This is a genomic window from Enterobacter sp. fkY84-1 (assembly GCF_052974705.1).
The window spans coordinates 3367137-3387653 of the sequence record NZ_CP169393.1 but is presented as its reverse complement, the minus strand read 5'-3'; the positions used below and the strand labels follow the sequence as shown (position 1 = coordinate 3387653).

The window sequence follows — 20517 nt, the reverse complement described above, 5'->3', positions numbered from 1 at the left end:
TTTTTTATGCTTCTTCTTCTGTAATACCCAGACGCTTAAGAAAGCCGTGAATGCCTTCGCGCTTCAGGAAGGTGTCCAGACGCTTCTGCTCTGCTGCAGTCATATTCTCCAGCGTCTCAATTATGCCCGGAAACAGGTTTGCAGAGGGGGCATTGTAGGCGGAAGTGGCCTCCGCGAGATGGTAAACCGCCTGACGGTTGCGAATCGCCGGGAGACTTATAATGTGTTCCTTCACGCGCGCATCGACATGAATGAGCCGCGCGCGGCCGCCTTTCACGCCGTTGAGTCCTTCTGTTTTCCAGCCCTGCTGGCGAATCCAGCGATTAACCGTTTGCCTGGCAACGCCCAAACTCTCCGCCAGCTCTTCCGTGGTCATTTTGCTCCGTAATTTTTTCATATCAGTCCCGATCGCGAATCCCTAAACGTTGCAACAATCCGGTGATCCCTTCCCGCAGTAACAGCGATGTCATCTGTTTCTGCTCTTCCGGCGTCATTTCATCAGCCAGCGTCAGGAGTAGGGTGTGAAGCGAACTGTTATGGCTGGTACCTTCTGCCATATCGGACGTTTCGCTTGCCCGACGTGCGCTGCGGATAAAGTCACGGACTTTTTCGTTCACATGTACCAGTCGCGCTTTCCCGCCCTGAACGCCAGGTTTTGGTGACGTAATCCAACCCTCTTTGCGTACCCATTTATTGATGGTCTGTCGGCTATAGCCAGTGAGCAGGGCTAACTCTTCTGGCGTCATTCGTTCCTTGATCATGCAATTTCCTGAATATCAGTGGGGTTAATTAACGGCTCATTTTATAGCACCGTTTTACATGAAAACGTGACAGGCTTAACTCCTGATTACGAGCACGCTCGCAAAGTGATTCATTTGCATGATTTTTCGGCGATCGAACGGCGGTCATTGATTTTGCCGTTGACACTCCGCAGCGGAATTCATATTATGCCGCCCGTCAACATGACAGCTTTACGATGGGGCTATAGCTCAGCTGGGAGAGCGCTTGCATGGCATGCAAGAGGTCAGCGGTTCGATCCCGCTTAGCTCCACCAAACTCTGAACCCAACAGAGTGCGGTCAGTAAAGTCACATGTGGGGCTATAGCTCAGCTGGGAGAGCGCTTGCATGGCATGCAAGAGGTCAGCGGTTCGATCCCGCTTAGCTCCACCAAAATTGTAAACCCTCGTCAAATGACGAGGGTTTTTTTTATCTGTTTGTAACGCCCGCCACTGGTTTTTGTTATCAAAAAGAAGGTATTCCCATACCTCACCTCAATCGAAATCAATAAACGTGTCTATAAATAGACTTGAACTTGATTCGTGCAATTAATAAACCTATTATCCATCCGGTCAATGATTCAGACGGATAATATACTCATCAGCTTAATGAATAGAAAAACGTACAATAATGTAAAGATATTTATAATTGCCCTGACACTTTGTCTGATTGCGGTACCTGTCTCCCGTTATCTCTCTCCACGCGCAATTGTTAATGGTCATGACGTTTATTTAGCATGGCTGCCGCTCAGCGTGATGCTGGCGGTAATTCTGCTGTTTGGGCGCAGGGCTATTCTTCCCATTTTGTTAGGTTTTACTGTCACTAATTTATTCTATATTAATTTAGCACCGCTACAATATTCAGTTTTGCTGTTCTGTCAGACCTTTGCGTTGTTCGCGGCCTGCGGCCTGCTACGCCTCATGCTGGGCAAGCGCTGGCGCCACTCCATCCCTAACAAGCACATCGGGTTACGTATATTCTGGCTCGGTTTTATTGTGCCATTTGGTATTAAGCTGTCGATGTATATGGCAGGCTATTTGTTTGATTTTCCGGTGACTATATCAACCTATTTCGGCGAAGGGACGGTAATTTATAATGTTGTGGATATTCAAAGCCTGATATGCGCGGGGTTGATTTTTACCATGATGTTCTATTACCCATTAAGAATGATAATTAATCCTCGTTATGCCGTCACCTTCTGGCGGCGAAGCGTGAAGCCCGTGTTTTATCACAAGAATCCATTATATATTTTTGTCTGGCTGATGCTTTTAGGCGCCATTCTCATCATTTTATGTGGTCCTTTTGAATCACCGGTCATTGCAGGCTATTTGATGCCGCTGATTTTTATTCTTTTTACCCTGGCAATAAGCCGCCTGACCTATGCGTTGATTTCTCTGCTGTGGGCCACCTCAGCGCTCCTGCTGTTGACCTACAACTACAACTTCCTGAACGGGGTCGAGTCGGGCCATTCACTCTCCTTTATCCTCTCCGTGCTGATTTCTTTCGCTATCTGCTTGCTTTACATGTCGCGCATTTACCAGCGCAGCGAGTGGCTGAAGCGGGGCTGGCAGGGCAGGGCGCTTACCGATCCCCTTACCGGTTTGCCCAATATTCGTGCGCTGGAAGATTATCTTGAGATTCACCCGGATGCCAAAGTGTGCATTCTGCGCATGGATAACCTGGAGTTTTTGAGCCGACACTACGGGATTATCATGCGGGTCCACTGCAAACGTACGATCGCCACGTCGCTACAGCCACTTTTGCAGAAAGATGAGACGCTCTTCCAGCTTCCGGGAAGCGAACTGGTGCTGGTATTACTGGGGCCGGGAACCGCCGAGCGTCTCCAGCATATGGTCGATCGGCTGAACAGCCGTAAGATTTTCTGGAACAACACCGGGCTGGATATTGAATTTGGCGCATCCTGGGGAATGGTCGAAAACGGCGAAAAGCTTCATCACACGCTGGGACAGCTGAGCTGGCTGGCAGAGCAGGCCTGCGGAGAGCAAAATGTTCTCGCGCTCACGAATAGCCTTGAGGCGGCATCAGGACAAACGACAGAGCGTGTCCTGATGCTGGCGCGGATTAAGCATGCCCTTGAGGCAGGGCAGTTCCATTTATACGCGCAACCGATCCAGAAGGCGGACGGGAGCGGGTATTACGAAATCCTGGCGCGTATGGAGAGCGAGGGCGAGATCTTCACCCCTGACCGCTTTATTCCGCTGATTGCCCAGTTCAACCTCAGCCATCGGTTTGATATGTGCATTATGGAGAAATTACTGCTGTGGCTGCGCGATCACCCTGCAACACAGGCTGGTGCCCGTTTCTCCGTCAATCTGATGCCGCTCACGCTGATGCAAAAAGAGGTGGCGACCGAGATTTGCGCGCTGTTTGAACGGTACGGCGTGGCACCTCAGGCCGTCGTGATTGAGATCACCGAGGAGCAGGCTTTTTCAAATTCAGGCACAAGTATCAACAATATTCAGCAGCTGCGGGATTACGGTTTCCGAATCGCCATAGATGATTTTGGTACTGGCTACGCCAACTACGAGCGCCTCAGACGCCTGCAGGCGGACATCATTAAAATTGACGGCTGCTTTGTGAAAGACATTTGTACAGACGACATGGATGCAATGATCGTCCAGTCGATGTGTAATCTGGCGAAGGCGAAATCGCTGTGCGTCGTCGCGGAATACGTCGAAACGCCGGCCCAGCGGGAGATGCTGCTTCGCTTTGGTGTGGATTACCTGCAGGGATACCTGATAGGCAAACCCAAACCGCTGGAAGAATTGCGGGCATAAAAAAACCGGGAGCCAGGCTCCCGGTTTTTGTTTAACGGTAAACGTTACAGAACCAGTGCCGCGATAGATGCGGACAGGACGCTCACCAGCGTAGAGCCGTAAACCAGCTTCAGGCCAAAGCGAGAAACCACGTTACCCTGCTCTTCGTTCAGACCCTTAATCGCACCGGCGATGATACCGATAGACGAGAAATTCGCGAAGGAGACCAGGAACACGGAGAGAATCCCTTCCGCGCGCGGAGAAAGCGTGCTGGCAATTTTCTGCAGATCCATCATCGCAACGAATTCGTTAGAAACCAGTTTGGTTGCCATGATACTGCCCACCTGCAGCGCTTCGTGAGCCGGAACACCCATCACCCATGCAACAGGGTAGAAGATGTAGCCCAGAATGCCCTGGAAGGAGATACCCAGCACCGCGGCGAACAGGGCATTCAGTGCAGAAATCAGCGCAATGAAGCCGATCAGCATGGCGGCAACGATAATCGCGACTTTGAAACCGGCCAGGATGTATTCACCCAGCATTTCGAAGAAGCTCTGGCCTTCGTGCAGGTTAGACATCTGGATGTTCTCTTCGCTGGCGTCAACGCGGTACGGGTTGATCAGCGACAGAACGATAAAGGTGCTGAACATGTTCAGTACCAGCGCAGCCACCACGTATTTTGGTTCAAGCATGGTCATATACGCGCCCACGATAGACATGGAAACGGTAGACATTGCGGTTGCCGCCATGGTGTACATGCGGTTGCGGGACATCTTGCCGAGGATATCTTTATACGCGATGAAGTTCTCAGACTGACCGAGGATCAGGGAACTGACGGCGTTAAAGGATTCCAGCTTACCCATGCCGTTCACTTTGGATAACAGGAAACCAATTCCACGAATCACGAACGGCAGAACGCGGATGTGCTGCAGAATACCGATCAGCGCGGAGATGAAGACGATAGGGCAGAGAACCTTCAGGAAGAAGAACGCCAGACCTTCGTCGTTCATTTTACCGAAGACAAAGTTGGTCCCTTCATTGGCGAATCCGAGCAGTTTTTCGAACATTTCGGAGAAGCCTTTCACGAAGCCGAGGCCTACGTTGGAGTTCAGGAAGAACCACGCAAGTAAAACTTCAATGACCAGCAGTTGGACAACATAACGAATACGAATTTTTTTGCGGTCTGTGCTGACCAGCAATGCGAGTGCAGTAACGACAACAAGTGCCAGGACAAAATGAAGGACGCGGTCCATATTTGCTCCAAATATGAGGCAGGTTTAATTTTCGTGCACATTCTATGTAACAAGCGAAAAGAAAACGAGATCGAGGGCACACTATAGTTACATCCTGTGACGAGTCTCAAAAATAGTGATCCACAATACATTTTTGTTATGTTAGGTAAATGAGTGAAAAGTTAAGTTTGTGTGCTAGTCTTCACAAAAGCATGCGCGATTTCAGTTTCAGTTAGATCGCCCCACTTACCCGCCCGTCTATCGTTCAAAGCTATCAGAGAAATCACTGCAAACTTCATAAATGATCTTGATAATCATTCTCATTTTGATAGCATTAAACATAGCAAAGGCTATATTTCAGAGGCAGAAATGACAAACAGTCGCGTAGAGGGTAGCAGTGGCAGAGCAGCGCGCAAGTTGCGGTTCGCATTAATGGGACCTGCGTTCATCGCTGCCATTGGTTATATCGATCCAGGTAACTTTGCGACCAATATTCAGGCCGGGGCCAGCTTCGGTTATAAGCTGCTCTGGGTGGTCGTCTGGGCAAACCTGATGGCAATGCTGATTCAGATGCTCTCCGCAAAGCTGGGGATTGCGACGGGCAAAAACCTGGCGGAGCAAATTCGCGACCATTATCCGCGTCCCGCGGTCTGGCTCTACTGGGTTCAGGCTGAAATCATCGCCATGGCCACTGACCTTGCTGAATTTATCGGCGCAGCGATCGGCTTTAAGCTGATTCTGGGTGTGTCGCTGTTGCAGGGGGCGGTCCTCACCGGGATTGCCACGTTCCTGATCCTGATGCTGCAGCGTCGGGGTCAAAAGCCGCTGGAGAAGGTCATTGGCGGTCTGCTGCTGTTTGTCGCGGCGGCCTATATCGTTGAGCTAATCTTCTCACAGCCGAATCTGGCGCAGCTCGGTAAAGGAATGGCGATCCCAAGCCTGCCGACCTCGGAAGCGGTGTTCCTGGCCGCCGGGGTGCTGGGGGCGACCATCATGCCGCATGTGATCTATCTCCACTCCTCGCTGACTCAGCATCTCCACGGTGGGACGCGTAAAGAACGTTACTCCGCCACCAAGTGGGACGTGGCGATCGCCATGACCATCGCGGGGTTTGTCAATCTGGCGATGATGGCTACTGCAGCCGCAGCTTTCCACTTTAACGGTCATACCGGTATTGCCGATCTCGACCAGGCGTATCTCACGCTGGAGCCGTTGCTGAGCCATGCTGCCGCCACGATATTTGGCCTTAGCCTGGTGGCTGCTGGTCTCTCTTCTACGGTGGTGGGCACGCTGGCAGGCCAGGTGGTGATGCAGGGGTTTGTCCGGTTCCATATTCCGCTGTGGGTTCGTCGTTCCGTCACCATGCTGCCGTCATTTGTGGTGATTCTGATGGGACTCGACCCAACGCGAATTCTGGTCATGAGCCAGGTGCTGCTGAGTTTTGGTATTGCGCTGGCGCTGGTGCCGCTGCTGATCTTTACCAGCAACAAAACTCTGATGGGCGAGCTGGTCAACTCAACGCTGGTGAAACGAACCGGGTGGGCCATCGTGGTGGTGGTCGTGGCGCTGAACCTGTGGTTGTTAGTGGGAACTGCGCTGGGTCTTTAACAAAAAAAGGAGCCGTGGAGGCTCCTTTTTGATTAGTGATGGTGGCCGTGTCCATGACCTTTGCCGCGACCCCAGCCGCCGCGACGGTCGTCACGATCGTTCCAGCCTTCACGGTAACCGCGCTCATAGGCGCTGTCTTTATACCAGCCGCGGTGTCTGCCGTTATCATGTTTCCACCAGCGATCGCCGCGCCACTCATAGTGACGATGCCAGTAATCACGGTCGCGCCAGTAGCCGCCGTCCCAGTATCTGCCGTAGTCGTCACGATCGCCAATTTGTAATTTTACTGATGGCAACAGGGTGATTTCGCCCGCAGTGGCGATCAGCGGCGCCGAAGCCAGTAATACCGCTGCAAGAATCAGTGACCTGAACATACTCTTTCTCCTTCACGATCGGGGCCTTTGTTGGGCCTGTTAACGCAATTTTACGAGTTGGTAAAGCGTCGTATCATCGCCTCAACTCCGAATTCCTGGGTGAGAGCACTTTTTGCTAAAAGTGATGTTATATAGAGCTGCTCAGGATCGCGTCTATACGGGCCAACTCTTCCGCAGAGAAATGGCGGTTTGCCAGCATCCCCACGGCGTCATCAATCTGAGCCGCTTTACTTGCCCCAATCAGCACCGACGTCACTTCCTCATGGCGTAATACCCAGGCCAGCGCCATCTGGGACAGCTTCTGGCCGCGGCTTTCTGCCAGGGCATTCAGCTTCCTGATTTTCTCCAGCTTCTCTTCGGTGAGCTGATCGGGTTTAAGAAACTGACTGCCGCTTGCCGCGCGTGAGTCTGCGGGGATGCCGTTCAGATAGCGATTGGTCAGTTGCCCGCCGGCCAGCGGCGAGAAGGGAATACAGCCGACTCCCTTTTCCTGCAACACGTCCAGCAGTCCCGCTTCCGGCGCACGTTCAAAGAGGGAGTATTTCGGCTGGTGGATCAGGCAGGGCGTCCCGAGGTCATTAAGGATATCAATCGCCTGGCGAGCCAGAACAGCCGGGTAGTTGGATAATCCGACATACAAAGCCTTCCCCTGACGCACCACATGGTCAAGCGCTTTCATGGTTTCCTGCAGCGGCGTTTCCGGATCTGGCCGGTGATGATAGAAGATATCCACATACTCCAGCCCCGTGCGCTTCAGGCTTTGATCGAGGCTTGCCAGCAGATATTTACGTGACCCCCAGTCGCCGTAAGGCCCCTCCCACATTGTATAACCCGCTTTGGTGGAGATGATTAGCTCGTCGCGCCAGGGAAGGAAATCCTCCTGCAAAATACGTCCGAAATTACGTTCGGCCGATCCGGGGGGCGGGCCATAGTTGTTGGCAAGGTCGAAATGCGTAATGCCCAGATCGAACGCACGCTGTAAAAGTTGACGGCTGTTTTCGATAAGGGTGGTGTCACCAAAGTTATGCCACAGCCCAAGCGAGATGGCAGGCAACCTGAGTCCGCTTCGCCCGCAGCGGCGATACTCCATTGTCCTGTAACGATTTTTGTCCGGCTGATAACCCATTTTCGTGACCTCTGGCGCTGAAGTGAAAAATCAGTGTATGCGTTTACATTTTCGTGAAAAAAAGCAGCATAGCGCAGCCTTTTTTGTAAAGCATTCTTTCCATGCCCTTCTTATCACCAATTCTGGACAGCCATCACGCTTATTTAATACTCAAGGTGAGGTCAACATTAGAAGGATACCTGTTCATGCGTACCCCATACTGCGTCGCCGATTACCTGCTGGACCGTCTTACTGATTGTGGAGCCGATCATCTGTTTGGCGTGCCGGGCGACTATAACCTGCAGTTTCTCGACCATGTGATAGACAGCCCGGATATCTGCTGGGTGGGCTGTGCCAACGAGTTAAACGCTTCTTATGCCGCTGACGGATACGCCCGATGTAAGGACTTTGCCGCGCTGCTGACGACATTTGGCGTAGGAGAGTTAAGCGCCATGAACGGCATTGCGGGCAGCTTCGCCGAGCACGTTCCGGTCCTGCATATTGTAGGGGCACCGGGTACGGCATCACAGCAAAGAGGGGAGCTGCTGCACCACACGCTTGGCGACGGTGAGTTTCGTCATTTTTATCATATGAGCGAGCCGATCACTGCTGCACAGGCGATCCTGACCGAACAAAACGCCTGTTATGAAATCGACCGGGTGTTAACGACAATGCTCCGGGAGCGTCGCCCCGGCTATCTGATGTTGCCTGCCGACGTGGCAAAAAAGGCCGCCACTCCCCCTGTAAACGCTCTCACGCTCAGGCATCCACATGCCGATAGTGCCGGCCTGAAAGCATTCCGGGACGCCGCAGAAAACAAGCTTGCCAGGAGCAAGCGTACTGCGCTGCTGGCCGATTTCCTTGTCCTGCGCCACGGCCTGAAGCATGCGCTACAAAAATGGGTCAAAGACGTGCCGATGGCACACGCCACCATGCTGATGGGCAAAGGTATCTTTGACGAACGTCACGCCGGATTTTATGGCACCTACAGCGGTTCGGCGAGCGCCGGTGCGGTAAAAGAGGCGATTGAAGGGGCGGATACCGTACTGTGCATCGGCACGCGATTTACCGATACCCTGACCGCCGGCTTCACGCATCAGCTTACCCCGGCACAAACGATAGAAGTTCAGCCTCATGCCTCACGCGTTGGTGATCTCTGGTTTACCGGCATCCCTATGCTTCAGGCAATCGAAACGCTGGTGGAACTGTGCAAACAGCACGTGCACGAGACGCCCGCGCAGTCTTCTCAAAGCGCGATGGCCTACCCGCAGCCGGATGGCTCGCTGACGCAGGCGAATTTCTGGCAAACGTTGCAGACATTTATTCGTCCGGGAGACATCATTCTTGCGGATCAGGGCACCTCGGCCTTCGGCGCGATCGACCTTCGTCTGCCGGCTGACGTGAATTTTATCGTCCAGCCGCTGTGGGGATCGATTGGCTATACGCTGGCGGCAGCATTTGGCGCGCAAACGGCCTGCCCGAACCGGCGCGTGATTGTCCTGACGGGGGATGGCGCGGCGCAACTTACTATCCAGGAGCTTGGCTCGATGCTGCGGGATAAACAACACCCCATCATTCTGGTCCTGAACAACGAAGGGTACACGGTGGAAAGAGCGATCCACGGGCCTGAGCAGCGTTACAACGACATTGCGCTGTGGAACTGGACGCAAATCCCGCAGGCCCTGAGCCTTGATCCTCAGGCCCAGTGCTGGCGGGTCAGTGAAGCGGAGCAGCTGGCGGACGTCCTTGAGAAAGTGGCACACCACGAGCGGCTCTCGCTGATTGAGGTGATGCTGCCGAAAGCCGATATCCCTCCGCTGCTGGGGGCGATCACCAAAGCGCTGGAAGCGCGCAACAGCGCCTGATTATTTGTCGTTTCGCCAGGCCATCATCATCGGTTTGCCCGCCAGCAGGAGCCAGGCGGGCAACATCACGATGCAAAGTAACGGGATGAGGGTGGTATCCGGTACCACCACGGCGGCCATGAAGAGGCTCAGCCAGGCATCGCGCGTGACCACCAGCACCAGCCCCAGAATCGAGCAGGAAACGGTAATCGCAGCCGGAACGGCATCGACATGCTCGTGCAGCATCAGCCCCAGCGCGACGCCGACAAAGACCGCCGGGAAGATGCGTCCACCACGGAAACCGCAGGCGGCCGCCACCACCAGCGCTGCCAGCTTGATCACGGCAAACAGCAGATAGTCGGAGACGCTAAACACCTGGCTGAAGGCCAGCTGCTGCATCTCGTCCAGTCCTTTAAACAGCGTCACCGGCCCGCCGATCGTACCTAAAATACCCAGAATCAAACCGCCAGCCCCCAGAATCAGCACCGGGTGTTTGAGTCTGTGCATCAGCCGGTGCAGGCGTGGAAGACACCATACTGCCACCATGCCCAGCGCAATGGCGATGGCGGCGACGATGGCACCGCTGAAAATATCGACGATTTGCATCTGGCCGTAGTGGGGGAGAGAGAGTGAAAAATGGGGATGGAAAAACAGGCTGGTCGTCAACGCTCCGGCGGCTGCGGCCATCAGTGGGGCAAAGAGCTTGTCCCAGAGTGGGACATCGTTGTTACTGCTGAGCGTCTGAGAAAAGATCAGTGCCGCCGCAACGGGCGTGCCGAAGAGCGCCCCGATGGTGCCTGCGGAGGCGAGAATAGTCCAGTCCAGCGCGCCAACGCGGGGCAAAATGCGTGAACCAAGAAAAACCGCCAGGCCAATGTTCACGGCCATAATCGGATGCTCAGGTCCCAGACTAACGCCTCCAGCCAGACCGATAATCAGCGCAATGATTAGCCCTGGCAACGCCGAGGGGGCCACCGGGGCACCAATTAACGGTTCCAGTGCCGGATCGGGGCCAGCATGGCCGGGACTAAAACGGATCACCAGGCCCACCGCAATACCGGTTAACGTCAGCATCCCAACGATCCACGCAGGAGAGTCAGCGGTGACGCCCAGCCCTGCAGGAAGCGCGTTCCATAATAGTGTTTGCAGCACCGACGCGACTTTCATCACGACAATAAGGACCAGACTTGAAACCACGCCAATGATGAGCGCCGGAATTGCCAGCAACAGCATGGTTCTGGCTCGCGGGTGAAGCATGATGATTTCCTTGTACAAAACGGTATTACGTTACTTTGCACATTAAGCCTTATGGCAATAGTGCAAAAGGTGCTGAAACGGTAAAGTTATTCTGTGACGAAGATCGATAATCCATGGGCATTCACCTTCCGGTCGTTGTTGTTATCACGCCTTGAATTTACAGTGTCCCAAAGATTTATTCTGACTTTAGCGGAGCAGTAGAAGAATGACAAAGTATGCTTTGGTAGGCGATGTGGGCGGCACGAATGCGCGCCTTGCATTATGCGATGTAAATAGCGGTGAAATTTCCCGGGCGAAAACCTATTCCGGTCTCGATTATCCAAGCCTTGAGGCCGTTGTCCGCGTCTATCTGGAGGAGCATCAGATAAGCGTCGAAGATGGCTGCATCGCCATTGCCTGCCCGATAACCGGCGACTGGGTCGCCATGACCAACCATACTTGGGCATTCTCCATCGCCGAGATGAAAAAAAACCTCGGCTTTACGCATCTTGAAATCATCAATGACTTTACCGCGGTGTCCATGGCGATCCCGATGCTGAAGCCTGAGCATCTGATCCAGTTTGGCGGCGCTGAACCGGTCGAAGGTAAGCCGATTGCGGTTTACGGGGCCGGTACCGGGCTGGGCGTTTCACATCTGGTGCATGTCGCTCAGCGCTGGGTGAGCCTGCCGGGTGAAGGTGGTCACGTGGATTTTGCGCCAAACAGCGAAGAAGAGGGCATTATCCTCGAAGAATTACGCGCGGAGATCGGCCACGTCTCCGCCGAGCGCGTGCTGTCAGGACCGGGGCTGGTGAACCTGTACCGGGCGATTGTGAAATCGGACGGTCGTCTGCCGGAAAATCTGCAGCCGAAAGACGTCACCGAACGCGCGCTGGCGGACAGCTGCATTGACTGCCGTCGTGCCCTGTCGCTGTTCTGCGTGATCATGGGGCGCTTCGGCGGCAACCTGGCGCTGACGCTGGGTACCTTCGGGGGCGTTTATATCGCGGGCGGCATTGTGCCGCGCTTCCTGGAGTTCTTTAAAGCCTCCGGCTTCCGCGGCGGGTTTGAGGATAAAGGGCGCTTCAGAAGCTACGTGCAGGACATTCCGGTTTATCTGATCGTGCATGATAACCCAGGCCTGCTGGGGTCGGGTGCCCACCTGCGTCAGGTTCTCGGTCAAATCCTCTGACGCATAGCCCTCTCCCGCAGGAGAGGGCTTTTTTGTTACAGGTGCATGAGCTGGCGGAACTCTTTTACCTTGCTGCGGCTCACCGGCACCTGAAAATCCAGATCCTTCAGACGCAAAATGTAGGTGTTGTTAAACCAGGGTTCGATCTCGCGGATCTTGTTTAAATTGACGCAGAACGAGCGGTGGCAGCGGAAAAAGTGCGACGCAGGCAGCTTGCTGCAAAACTCGGTGATGTTCATCGCCATCACGTAAGATTCCCGCCGCGTATAGACAAACGTCATCTTTTCATGGGCTTCGGCATAGTAGATATCATTGACCGGCGTCACGATGATGCGCTCATCTTTGACCAAATTAATGGTGTCGTTTTCTCGTACCGTTGGGCTGGTGCTTGCAGGGGCGGTCTGCTGCTGCCATGCGGCCTCCAGCTTTTGCAGCATGCTGACAATCCGCGACTCCTGGTAAGGCTTAAGGATATAGTCAAACGCCTCCAGCTCGAAGGCTTCTACGGCGTGCTCTTTCCATGCGGTCACGAACACAATAAACGGCTTATGGGCAAACTGATTGATGTTTTGCGCCAGCAATACGCCATCCAGCGACGGAATATTGATGTCCAGGAAGATGGCATCGACCCGGTTATGCTGCAGAAACTTCAGCACGTCCAGACCGTCATCAAAGGTACCCACAATTTCCATCTGGCTGTGGGTGTTGATAAGCCAGGTTAGCTCCTGTTGAGCCAGAATTTCATCTTCTACGATGATGACTTTCATGGGTTACTCCACCTGGGGCAACAGTGATGTTGCCGAATGAACGGGAGAGCGCTCGTTCGGGACGTAAAACGCAATTTCGGTGCCCGGTTCAAGACGCTGAATATGCAGCCCGTCGCCGTAAAGCAGCTTGACCCGGTGGTGCACGTTCAGCAGGCCGATTTTATTTCCAGGCATCTCGTTAGACTCCACCCGCTCAATGACTTTTGGATCAATTCCGTGGCCGGTATCGCGCACGGCAATACGTACGCGGTTGCCGCTTTCGGTGACGCTGATGGTGACGACGCCTTTGCCTTTACACGGCTGAATGCCGTGAACAATCGCGTTTTCGACCAGCGGCTGGATAAGCAGGCTTGGGATCACGCAGTTGACCTCTTCATCAATATCGTAAATGACCGTGAGCTTGTCACCAAAGCGCGCCTGCTCAATCGCGATGTAGTCTTTAATCTGATACAGCTCTTTTTTGATGTCGATCTGCTCGTCATCTTTCAGCTCGATGTTGTAGCGCAGATAGCGCGACAGGTTAAAAATCAGCTGGCGCGCGGTGTCCGGATTAAGACGAATGGACGAGGAGATCGCGTTCAGCGCGTTAAACAGGAAATGGGGATTGATTTTGCTCTGCAGCGCGCGCAGCTCTGCCTTATTTGCCATCTCACGCAGCTGTTCCGCCCGCGAAACCTCAAGCTGGGTGGAGATAATCTGCGACAGGCCGATGGCCATCTCCTGCAGCGTGGAGGTGATCTGATGCGCGTGGCAGTAATAAATTTTCAGCGTGCCCGTCACGACGCCTTTCTCCCACAGCGGAATCACCAGCATGGAGTGGATTTCCGGCGTTCGGTGGGCTTCATCATTGTTTTTAATAATGATTTTACCGTAGTTAATCGCCTGTCGGGTGGTTGGGCTGATGGTGTCATCATTATCGCGATAGTTGTGCTCCCCGACGCCAACGTAGGCCAGCACGTGGTCAATATTGGTGATGGCGACAGCGTCAGCGTGGATGTCATGGCGAATGATTTCGCAGACCTGACGCAACGACTCCGCGTTAACGTGGCGGAAGAGCGGCAGCGTTTTGTTGGCGATATCAAGCGCCAGCTTGGCCTGACGGGCGGCGCTGGCCTCTTTTTCCCCTTCAACGCTTTGCACCAGCAGCACGATAAAGCCGATGCACACGCTGCCCAGGATCATCGGAATACCGATTTTCGAGACGATATCCAGCCCAAGTTCGGTGGTCGGGGCCCAGACGACGACCAGGATCATGGTCAGCGTTTCGCACACCATGCCCGCCACGATCCCGGCGCGCCAGCGCTGTTTTTTCGGGATTTTGCGGCTGATCCAGCCGGATAGCACCCCGGCAATAATGCTGGTGATAAAGCAGGGCACCGCCGTGACGCCGCCGATGTCAATCAGGTAGCGATGGGTTCCGGCAATCACGCCGGTGATGACACCCACCCACGGGCCAAACAAAATTCCGCCGGACATCACGGCGATAATGCGCACGTTAACCAGCGAACCCTCTACCGGCACGCCAGACCAGGTGCTGAACAGGGCGAACAGCGAAAAGATGGCGGTAACGGCCAGCAGCTCTTTTGGCGAGTGTGCGGATTTGTGCAATAGCTCGCGAAACAGGCGAATGCGAATGAGGAAAAACAGGCAAATCAGCATTAATGCCGCACGGTCAAAAACCGCCAGCAGCATAGTGAATATTTCGTGCACGAGTAGACCTGGGAAAACGGGAAAGAACCATGATAAAAAACCTGACGCGTGTTGACCAGCTATCCGTCAGGTTTATCAAAAGAGGAAAAACCATAATTTATAAAGGGGATTGTCTGTCGGTAACGGACACGTCCTGATTTTTTATAGCCTGCGTATCGTCAGGTAACCGTTTTGATATCATCCTGTTAAATAACAGCTATCAGAAAGCCAACCCTGAAACAGGGGCTTCCGCTTTTCGGCACAGCCGGGTTCCGGTTTTCAGGCGATCGCTTTTTTTTCACTTCCCTCTCGACAGCGTGATTTTTTTCAGGTTATTTTCTAAGCACGCCACATCGGTGGCAGCGTCGCTCGGACGGTCCGGGCGCTAACGTTAATCTGAGGAATCTATGGCTGAATTCAGTCCTGAACGCCGTTTTACGCGTATCGATCGTCTCCCCCCTTATGTTTTCAATATCACCGCTGAACTGAAGATGGCTGCGCGTCGGCGCGGCGAAGATATTATTGATTTCAGCATGGGTAACCCTGACGGCCCAACGCCACCGCATATCGTTGAAAAACTCTGCACGGTTGCCCAGCGTCCGGATACGCACGGCTACTCGACCTCCCGCGGTATTCCCAGATTACGTCGCGCGATCTCGCGCTGGTATCAGGATCGCTATCAGGTTGATATCGATCCGGAAAGTGAAGCGATTGTCACCATCGGCTCGAAAGAGGGGCTGGCACACCTAATGCTGGCTACGCTGGATCATGGCGATACGGTGCTGGTACCGAATCCCAGCTACCCAATCCACATCTACGGTGCGGTAATTGCCGGAGCGCAGGTCCGTTCGGTTCCGCTGGTGGAAGGGGTCGATTTCTTTAACGAACTGGAACGTGCGATTCGCGAAAGCTATCCGAAACCGAAGATGATGATCCTCGGTTTCCCGTCGAACCCAACGGCCCAGTGCGTGGAGCTCGAATTCTTCGAGAAAGTGGTCGCGCTGGCGAAGCGTTATGACGTGCTGGTGGTTCACGATTTAGCCTATGCCGACATCGTGTATGATGGCTGGAAAGCGCCATCTATTATGCAGGTCCCGGGCGCGCGTGACGTGGCGGTAGAGTTCTTCACCCTGTCGAAAAGCTACAACATGGCGGGCTGGCGTATTGGCTTTATGGTGGGTAACAAAACGCTGGTGAGCGCACTGGCGCGTATTAAGAGTTACCACGACTACGGCACCTTCACGCCGCTGCAGGTTGCGGCTATCGCTGCTCTTGAGGGCGACCAGCAGTGCGTCCACGAGATTGCCGCTCAGTATAAGCGCCGTCGCGACGTGCTGGTAAAAGGCTTGCATGAAGCGGGCTGGATGGTGGAAATGCCGAAGGCATCCATGTACGTCTGGGCGAAAATTCCGGAACCATACGCGGCGATGGGATCGCTGGAGTTTGCCAAAAAGCTGCTGCAGGATGCGAAGGTGTGCGTATCACCGGGCATTGGCTTTGGTGATTATGGCGACACCCATGTGCGATTTGCCCTGATTGAAAACAGCGACCGCATTCGTCAGGCGGTGAGGGGCATCAAGAGTATGTTCCGGGCCGACGGGCTTCTCTCCTCGAAGAGCGTGGCTGAAAATCCCGCGTCATCATGACATAAAAAAACAGGAGCCAATGGCTCCTGTTTTTTTGACTGCATGTTCTTCACTAGATCATCAGGGCAAAGGTTCCGGCCCAGACTAAAACAATCACCGAAATGCCCATAAAGAAATATTTCACGTTTCATCGCTCCGCGTATCTTGTGGTACGCATTTAAAAACAGAGTCCACCTGATTATAGAGAACTGAAATCCGGTCAAAGCGGAAATGAGAATTTTCCCGTTTCGCCGCTGACTCCAGCTCAGAATTCTGTGCTTTCCTGTTGCCAGACGGCGCTAATGTACGCCTAAAAATGAGGGGTGACAAGAGGGATTTTTTTAAATAATTTCCGTCACTTACGAGTGTCGTGGAACGGCGACAGTTTGATTTCGCATCGCAATAAATTCACTTTGGGCGACGCAATGAAAAACGGTTTCTTAACGGATGACAGGTGATTGAAAAGGTTAGTTTCTTAGCGAAACTAACCTTTCTGAAGAGCTTAAAGATAGAGCGAGGCTTCGCCAATAGGGCGGGTTTTGAAACGACGATGCATCCACAGATACTGCTCTGGCGCACGCATGATTTCAGTTTCGATGACTTTATTGATAAACGCCGCGGCTTCGCACTCGTTTTCAGGATAGTTAGCCATCTCAGGAGAGATGTGCAGACGATAACCTGATTTATCTGCTTTTCTCACCATCGTCACGGTCAGCATGGAAGCGCCCGACAAACGAGAAATGACAAAGGTGCCGTTGGTCGTCGCAACATCTTTAACCGCAAAGAAAGGCGCAAAGCTGCTGCCTTTACGTCCATAATCCTGATCGGGGGCAAACCAGACGGCTTCACCTTTCTTCAGAGCCCCGACCATACCGCGCAGGTTATTACGGCTGATCATCGCCTTATTCGAACGCATGCGGCCACGCGTTTGTACCCACTCCATCAGCGGACTGTTGTGTGGTCGATAGGTCGCCATCATTGGCTGGCATAGGCCCATCACGCGGCCACCCAGTTCCAGCGACATAAAGTGAACGCCGACGACCACCACGCCGCGTTTTTGCATCTGTGCGCGTTTAAGGTTATCCAGCCCTTCCACGTCAAACCACTTGCGGACGCGCTCATCCGGCCAGAACCAGGCCATGCCGGTTTCAAGCAGCGCCATGCCGATAGACTTGAAGTTTTCAGCGATGAGTTTCTCGCGCTCTTCGGCATTGTAATGCGGAAAGCAAAGCTCAATATTTTTACGCGCGATGGATTCGCGGCGTTTCAGGAAGAAGCGGGAAGCGCTGCCCAGTTTCGACCCCAGCAAACGCAGGACAGGGTACGGAAGTTGAACCAGCAGCCAGAGAACGCCAAGACCAAACCATGTAAACCAGTAACGCGGGTGTAAAAACGCGCGTTGAAATTTGGATTGAGACAAAATAGTAAAACCTATGTGAAGCCTGTAAAGGTAGCGCAGAGTTTGCGATACGACGTGCCGATAAGACCGTTCTTCAAGGTGATGGTTGCAGGCTTTACCGAACTTTACGGCGTTGCCTGGCCACTGCTGATTTGGGCGGGCGGCGTAATGTAGCACCGTTATACGATATGTGCTATTACTCGTTTTTGATTAAAAAAGCGGCAGTTAAGGAGGTGCTTGATTTTACAGATTTTATAGAAAGTCGCATTGAAAGCGTTTTTCCTGACTGAGCGGAGAGCAGAAGCCCTGGCGATCGGATGGAAGACGTAACGAAAAAGAATGGCATTGTTGAGTTACGGCAAATTAATTATTTCTCGTTTATTTCTTCCTTACCTAATAAATAAGAATTTTCTTTGTGAAAAATCTTATTTATTATTCATATCCTCAATGGAATAGTCGTCTTTTATCACCCACTTTTCTCTTCTTTTAATCGTACCGCAATAAAATATTGCAGTTCTTTCTTGTTTTTTGACATAGTGCCGTGATGCAAATCAAAATAAGATGTTTTTATTAATATCTCTCTGGCTGCAATCCCTTCGGCGATACAAATATTCGATTTGTGAGAAAAGAGTAGTTTCTTTTTCTGAGTTGATTGAGCAATTTGCGATAATGTATTAGTGGAAAATTCTTAAGAAAATTCTTGTATCGGATAAATGATCTGTGTATTTGATTTTGTTCCGATCATTATTCTATTATTGCGCATCAAGAACGATACCGTGAAGTTGGCATAGCAAAACAAAGTGGGATGATTAGATGGCTGACAGTTTTCAGAACGAGGTGCCTAAGGCACGTATTAACCTGAAGCTTGACCTGCATACTGGCGGAGCAAGCAAGAAAATGGAATTACCCTTGAAATTGCTTGTTACGGGTGATTTCAGCAACGGGCAGGAATCTGCGACAATATCTGAGCGTGAAAAGATTAACATCACCAAAAATAATTTTGATAGCGTTCTTTCCGAATATTCCCCAAAAGTTAACCTGGCCGTAAAAAATACACTGTCTGACGATGGTGGTGAAGACAACATTCAGCTGACTTTCCAGAGCATGAAAGATTTCACGCCAGAGCAGGTGGCTGCCCAAATTCCGCAGCTGAAGGCGATGCTGGCGATGCGCAACTTGCTTCGCGATCTCAAAGCTAACCTGTTGGATAACCAGACTTTCCGAAAAGAGCTGGAAAAAATCGTTGTTGACCAGTCGCTTAGTGCTGAGTTGCGAAATGAACTGTCCGCACTGGCTTCAAAACAACCTTAACCATCATGCTGTTTTAACGGATTAATCAAGGAATGCTCATGTCTGTACAAAATAATATTGCTGGCGGGGAAAGCGTGGTGCTGGAACGTCCTGCTGTGGGTGGTGTATACGCCTCACTGTTTGAGAAAATCAATCTGAATCCTGTCTCCGAGCTGAGTGCGCTGGACATCTGGCAAGATGCACAGGCGATGTCCGATGCGACCGCTGACGAGCGTCTGACAGCAGGTATGCAGGTCTTTCTGGAATGCCTGACCAAGGCAGGCTCGAAAGTCGAAAAACTGGATAAAAGCCTGATCGATCATCACATCGCTGAGCTCGATTACCAGATAAGCCGCCAGCTCGACGCCGTTATGCACCATGAAGAGTTTCAGGCGGTTGAGAGCCTGTGGCGCGGCGTGAAGTCGCTGGTTGATAAAACGGATTTTCGCCAGAACGTGAAAATTGAGCTTCTGAGCATGTCTAAAGAAGAGCTGCGCCAGGACTTTGAAGACAGCCCGGAAATCATCCAGAGTGGCCTGTATAAACACGCCTATATTGATGAATATGATACCCCTGGCGGCGAGCCGATTGCGGCGCTGATTTCCGCTTATGAGTTCGATGCTTCAGCGCAGGATGTCGCTCTGCTGCGCAACATCTCAAAAGTATCCGCAGCTGCACATATGCCGTTTATCGGCTCAGCAGGCCCGAAATTCTTCCTCAAGGAGTCAATGGAAGACGTCGCTGCGATTAAAGATATTGGCAACTATTTTGATCGCGCCGAGTACATCAAGTGGAAATCATTCCGCGATACGGACGACGCTCGCTACATTGGTCTGGTGATGCCCCGCGTACTGGGACGCCTGCCGTATGGCCCGGATACCGTTCCGGTTCGCAGCTTCAACTATGTCGAAGAAGTCAAAGGTCCGGATCACGACAAATACCTGTGGACGAATGCGTCGTTTGCCTTCGCGTCCAACATGGTGCGTAGCTTCATCAATAATGGCTGGTGTGTACAAATCCGTGGCCCGCAGGCCGGTGGTGCGGTTCAGGATCTGCCTATCCATCTGTATGACTTGGGTACCGGCAATCAGGTAAAAATCCCGAGTGAAGTGATGATCCCTGAAACGCGTGAATTCGAATTCGCGAATCTGGGCTTTATTCCGTTGTCCTATTACAAAAACCGCGATTACGCCTGCTTCTTCTCGGCGAACTCCACCCAAAAACCGGCGCTGTATGACACCGCTGATGCGACCGCCAACAGCCGCATCAACGCGCGTCTGCCGTACATCTTCCTGCTGTCGCGTATCGCCCACTACCTGAAGCTGATTCAGCGCGAGAACATCGGTACCACCAAGGATCGCCGACTGCTGGAGCTGGAGCTGAACACCTGGGTCCGCACTCTGGTAACCGAAATGACCGATCCGGGTGACGAGCTGCAGGCGTCTCATCCACTGCGTGATGCAAAAGTGGTGGTGGAAGATATTGAAGATAACCCGGGCTTCTTCCGCGTGAAATTGTATGCGATTCCGCACTTCCAGGTGGAAGGGATGGACGTCAACCTGTCGCTGGTTTCCCAGATGCCGAAAGCGAAATCGTAATAA

The 20517-nt window shown here is 52.7% G+C and carries 18 protein-coding genes and 2 tRNA genes; 10 read left to right on the top strand and 10 right to left on the bottom strand.

Annotated features, from left to right (window positions below):
• Nucleotides 1–4 precede the first annotated feature (4 nt).
• Both ACEPLT_RS16150 and ACEPLT_RS16145 read right to left on the bottom strand, forming a co-directional pair.
• Entirely contained in the window at nucleotides 5–397 is a 393-nt protein-coding gene (locus tag ACEPLT_RS16150) for a YfeC-like transcriptional regulator (protein WP_063616499.1), read from the bottom strand.
• A gap of 1 nt (nucleotide 398) precedes the next feature.
• Nucleotides 399–761, bottom strand: a complete 363-nt coding sequence (locus ACEPLT_RS16145) for a YfeC-like transcriptional regulator (RefSeq protein WP_008501593.1) — start codon at nucleotides 759–761, stop codon at nucleotides 399–401.
• A 217-nt stretch (nucleotides 762–978) separates the two neighbouring features.
• On the opposite strand from ACEPLT_RS16145, the gene ACEPLT_RS16140 reads away from it, so the two are divergent.
• From ACEPLT_RS16140 to ACEPLT_RS16130, 3 genes are all read left to right on the top strand, one after another.
• Nucleotides 979–1054 (top strand) — tRNA-Ala (locus ACEPLT_RS16140).
• A 41-nt stretch (nucleotides 1055–1095) separates the two neighbouring features.
• Nucleotides 1096–1171, top strand: a tRNA-Ala gene (locus tag ACEPLT_RS16135).
• Between the two features lie 215 nt (nucleotides 1172–1386).
• On the top strand, nucleotides 1387–3576 hold the full coding sequence (locus ACEPLT_RS16130) for a sensor domain-containing phosphodiesterase (protein ID WP_032652906.1): 2190 nt from the start codon (nucleotides 1387–1389) through the stop codon (nucleotides 3574–3576).
• A 44-nt stretch (nucleotides 3577–3620) separates the two neighbouring features.
• Here the strand turns inward: ACEPLT_RS16130 and ACEPLT_RS16125 are convergent, their stop codons facing one another.
• Nucleotides 3621–4808, bottom strand: coding sequence for a NupC/NupG family nucleoside CNT transporter (locus tag ACEPLT_RS16125; protein ID WP_008501591.1), 1188 nt, complete (start codon nucleotides 4806–4808; stop codon nucleotides 3621–3623).
• A gap of 348 nt (nucleotides 4809–5156) precedes the next feature.
• On the opposite strand from ACEPLT_RS16125, the gene ACEPLT_RS16120 reads away from it, so the two are divergent.
• Nucleotides 5157–6395, top strand: coding sequence for an Nramp family divalent metal transporter (locus tag ACEPLT_RS16120; protein WP_008501590.1), 1239 nt, complete (start codon nucleotides 5157–5159; stop codon nucleotides 6393–6395).
• A gap of 32 nt (nucleotides 6396–6427) precedes the next feature.
• Here the strand turns inward: ACEPLT_RS16120 and ACEPLT_RS16115 are convergent, their stop codons facing one another.
• Together ACEPLT_RS16115 and mgrA are read right to left on the bottom strand one after the other, a co-directional pair.
• Nucleotides 6428–6769 (bottom strand): DUF2502 domain-containing protein, encoded by a 342-nt coding sequence (locus ACEPLT_RS16115; RefSeq protein WP_008501589.1) that lies wholly within the window; start codon nucleotides 6767–6769, stop codon nucleotides 6428–6430.
• 127 nt (nucleotides 6770–6896) lie between these two features.
• Nucleotides 6897–7895, bottom strand: a complete 999-nt coding sequence (gene mgrA / locus ACEPLT_RS16110; RefSeq protein ID WP_227879005.1) for an L-glyceraldehyde 3-phosphate reductase — start codon at nucleotides 7893–7895, stop codon at nucleotides 6897–6899.
• Between the two features lie 185 nt (nucleotides 7896–8080).
• Here mgrA and ipdC point away from each other — a divergent pair, with 185 nt between their 5' ends.
• Nucleotides 8081–9739: an indolepyruvate decarboxylase gene (gene ipdC, locus ACEPLT_RS16105; protein WP_232929051.1), complete on the top strand. Its 1659-nt coding sequence runs from the start codon at nucleotides 8081–8083 to the stop codon at nucleotides 9737–9739.
• Here the strand turns inward: ipdC and ACEPLT_RS16100 are convergent, their stop codons facing one another.
• Entirely contained in the window at nucleotides 9740–10975 is a 1236-nt protein-coding gene (locus tag ACEPLT_RS16100; RefSeq protein WP_047721329.1) for an ion channel protein, read from the bottom strand.
• 205 nt (nucleotides 10976–11180) lie between these two features.
• Here ACEPLT_RS16100 and glk point away from each other — a divergent pair, with 205 nt between their 5' ends.
• Entirely contained in the window at nucleotides 11181–12146 is a 966-nt protein-coding gene (glk, locus tag ACEPLT_RS16095; protein ID WP_032652899.1) for a glucokinase, read from the top strand.
• Nucleotides 12147–12181: 35 nt separating this feature from the next.
• Here the strand turns inward: glk and ACEPLT_RS16090 are convergent, their stop codons facing one another.
• Both ACEPLT_RS16090 and ACEPLT_RS16085 read right to left on the bottom strand, forming a co-directional pair.
• Nucleotides 12182–12913, bottom strand: a complete 732-nt coding sequence (locus tag ACEPLT_RS16090) for a LytR/AlgR family response regulator transcription factor (protein ID WP_032652898.1) — start codon at nucleotides 12911–12913, stop codon at nucleotides 12182–12184.
• A 3-nt stretch (nucleotides 12914–12916) separates the two neighbouring features.
• On the bottom strand, nucleotides 12917–14623 hold the full coding sequence (locus tag ACEPLT_RS16085; protein WP_023325822.1) for a sensor histidine kinase: 1707 nt from the start codon (nucleotides 14621–14623) through the stop codon (nucleotides 12917–12919).
• A gap of 386 nt (nucleotides 14624–15009) precedes the next feature.
• Between ACEPLT_RS16085 and alaC the strand changes: the two genes are divergently transcribed.
• Nucleotides 15010–16248, top strand: coding sequence for an alanine transaminase (gene alaC, locus ACEPLT_RS16080; RefSeq protein WP_126289195.1), 1239 nt, complete (start codon nucleotides 15010–15012; stop codon nucleotides 16246–16248).
• Between the two features lie 52 nt (nucleotides 16249–16300).
• Here alaC and ypdK read toward each other — a convergent pair whose 3' ends face one another.
• Nucleotides 16301–16372 carry a membrane protein YpdK gene (gene ypdK, locus ACEPLT_RS16075; protein ID WP_099458937.1) on the bottom strand — a complete coding sequence of 24 codons (72 nt, stop codon included), beginning with the start codon at nucleotides 16370–16372 and terminating at the stop codon, nucleotides 16301–16303.
• A gap of 357 nt (nucleotides 16373–16729) precedes the next feature.
• Nucleotides 16730–17650 carry a kdo(2)-lipid IV(A) palmitoleoyltransferase gene (lpxP, locus tag ACEPLT_RS16070; protein ID WP_232929105.1) on the bottom strand — a complete coding sequence of 307 codons (921 nt, stop codon included), beginning with the start codon at nucleotides 17648–17650 and terminating at the stop codon, nucleotides 16730–16732.
• A 12-nt stretch (nucleotides 17651–17662) separates the two neighbouring features.
• Between lpxP and ACEPLT_RS16065 the strand changes: the two genes are divergently transcribed.
• The 3 genes from ACEPLT_RS16065 to tssC all read left to right on the top strand — a co-directional run bounded on the left by ACEPLT_RS16065 (nucleotide 17663) and on the right by tssC (nucleotide 20514).
• On the top strand, nucleotides 17663–17800 hold the full coding sequence (locus ACEPLT_RS16065; RefSeq protein ID WP_159427010.1) for a hypothetical protein: 138 nt from the start codon (nucleotides 17663–17665) through the stop codon (nucleotides 17798–17800).
• 639 nt (nucleotides 17801–18439) lie between these two features.
• Nucleotides 18440–18937 (top strand): type VI secretion system contractile sheath small subunit, encoded by a 498-nt coding sequence (tssB, locus tag ACEPLT_RS16060; RefSeq protein ID WP_008501580.1) that lies wholly within the window; start codon nucleotides 18440–18442, stop codon nucleotides 18935–18937.
• A 32-nt stretch (nucleotides 18938–18969) separates the two neighbouring features.
• Complete coding sequence (gene tssC / locus ACEPLT_RS16055; RefSeq protein ID WP_025912767.1) at nucleotides 18970–20514, top strand: type VI secretion system contractile sheath large subunit; 1545 nt, start codon at nucleotides 18970–18972, stop codon at nucleotides 20512–20514.
• The last annotated feature ends 3 nt before the right edge of the window (nucleotides 20515–20517 follow it).

What these genes read in the sequence shown, in the direction of transcription:
- mgrA (WP_227879005.1), bottom strand. Translation starts at nt 7,895, where the DNA reads ATGGGTTATCAGCCGGACAAAAATCGTTACAGGACAATGGAGTATCGC.
- ACEPLT_RS16115 (WP_008501589.1), bottom strand. Translation starts at nt 6,769, where the DNA reads ATGTTCAGGTCACTGATTCTTGCAGCGGTATTACTGGCTTCGGCGCCG.
- ACEPLT_RS16130 (WP_032652906.1), top strand. Translation starts at nt 1,387, where the DNA reads ATGAATAGAAAAACGTACAATAATGTAAAGATATTTATAATTGCCCTG.
- ACEPLT_RS16150 (WP_063616499.1), bottom strand. Translation starts at nt 397, where the DNA reads ATGAAAAAATTACGGAGCAAAATGACCACGGAAGAGCTGGCGGAGAGT.
- alaC (WP_126289195.1), top strand. Translation starts at nt 15,010, where the DNA reads ATGGCTGAATTCAGTCCTGAACGCCGTTTTACGCGTATCGATCGTCTC.
- tssB (WP_008501580.1), top strand. Translation starts at nt 18,440, where the DNA reads ATGGCTGACAGTTTTCAGAACGAGGTGCCTAAGGCACGTATTAACCTG.
- ipdC (WP_232929051.1), top strand. Translation starts at nt 8,081, where the DNA reads ATGCGTACCCCATACTGCGTCGCCGATTACCTGCTGGACCGTCTTACT.
- ACEPLT_RS16090 (WP_032652898.1), bottom strand. Translation starts at nt 12,913, where the DNA reads ATGAAAGTCATCATCGTAGAAGATGAAATTCTGGCTCAACAGGAGCTA.
- tssC (WP_025912767.1), top strand. Translation starts at nt 18,970, where the DNA reads ATGCTCATGTCTGTACAAAATAATATTGCTGGCGGGGAAAGCGTGGTG.
- ACEPLT_RS16120 (WP_008501590.1), top strand. Translation starts at nt 5,157, where the DNA reads ATGACAAACAGTCGCGTAGAGGGTAGCAGTGGCAGAGCAGCGCGCAAG.
- ACEPLT_RS16145 (WP_008501593.1), bottom strand. Translation starts at nt 761, where the DNA reads ATGATCAAGGAACGAATGACGCCAGAAGAGTTAGCCCTGCTCACTGGC.
- ACEPLT_RS16125 (WP_008501591.1), bottom strand. Translation starts at nt 4,808, where the DNA reads ATGGACCGCGTCCTTCATTTTGTCCTGGCACTTGTTGTCGTTACTGCA.
- ACEPLT_RS16100 (WP_047721329.1), bottom strand. Translation starts at nt 10,975, where the DNA reads ATGCTTCACCCGCGAGCCAGAACCATGCTGTTGCTGGCAATTCCGGCG.
- glk (WP_032652899.1), top strand. Translation starts at nt 11,181, where the DNA reads ATGACAAAGTATGCTTTGGTAGGCGATGTGGGCGGCACGAATGCGCGC.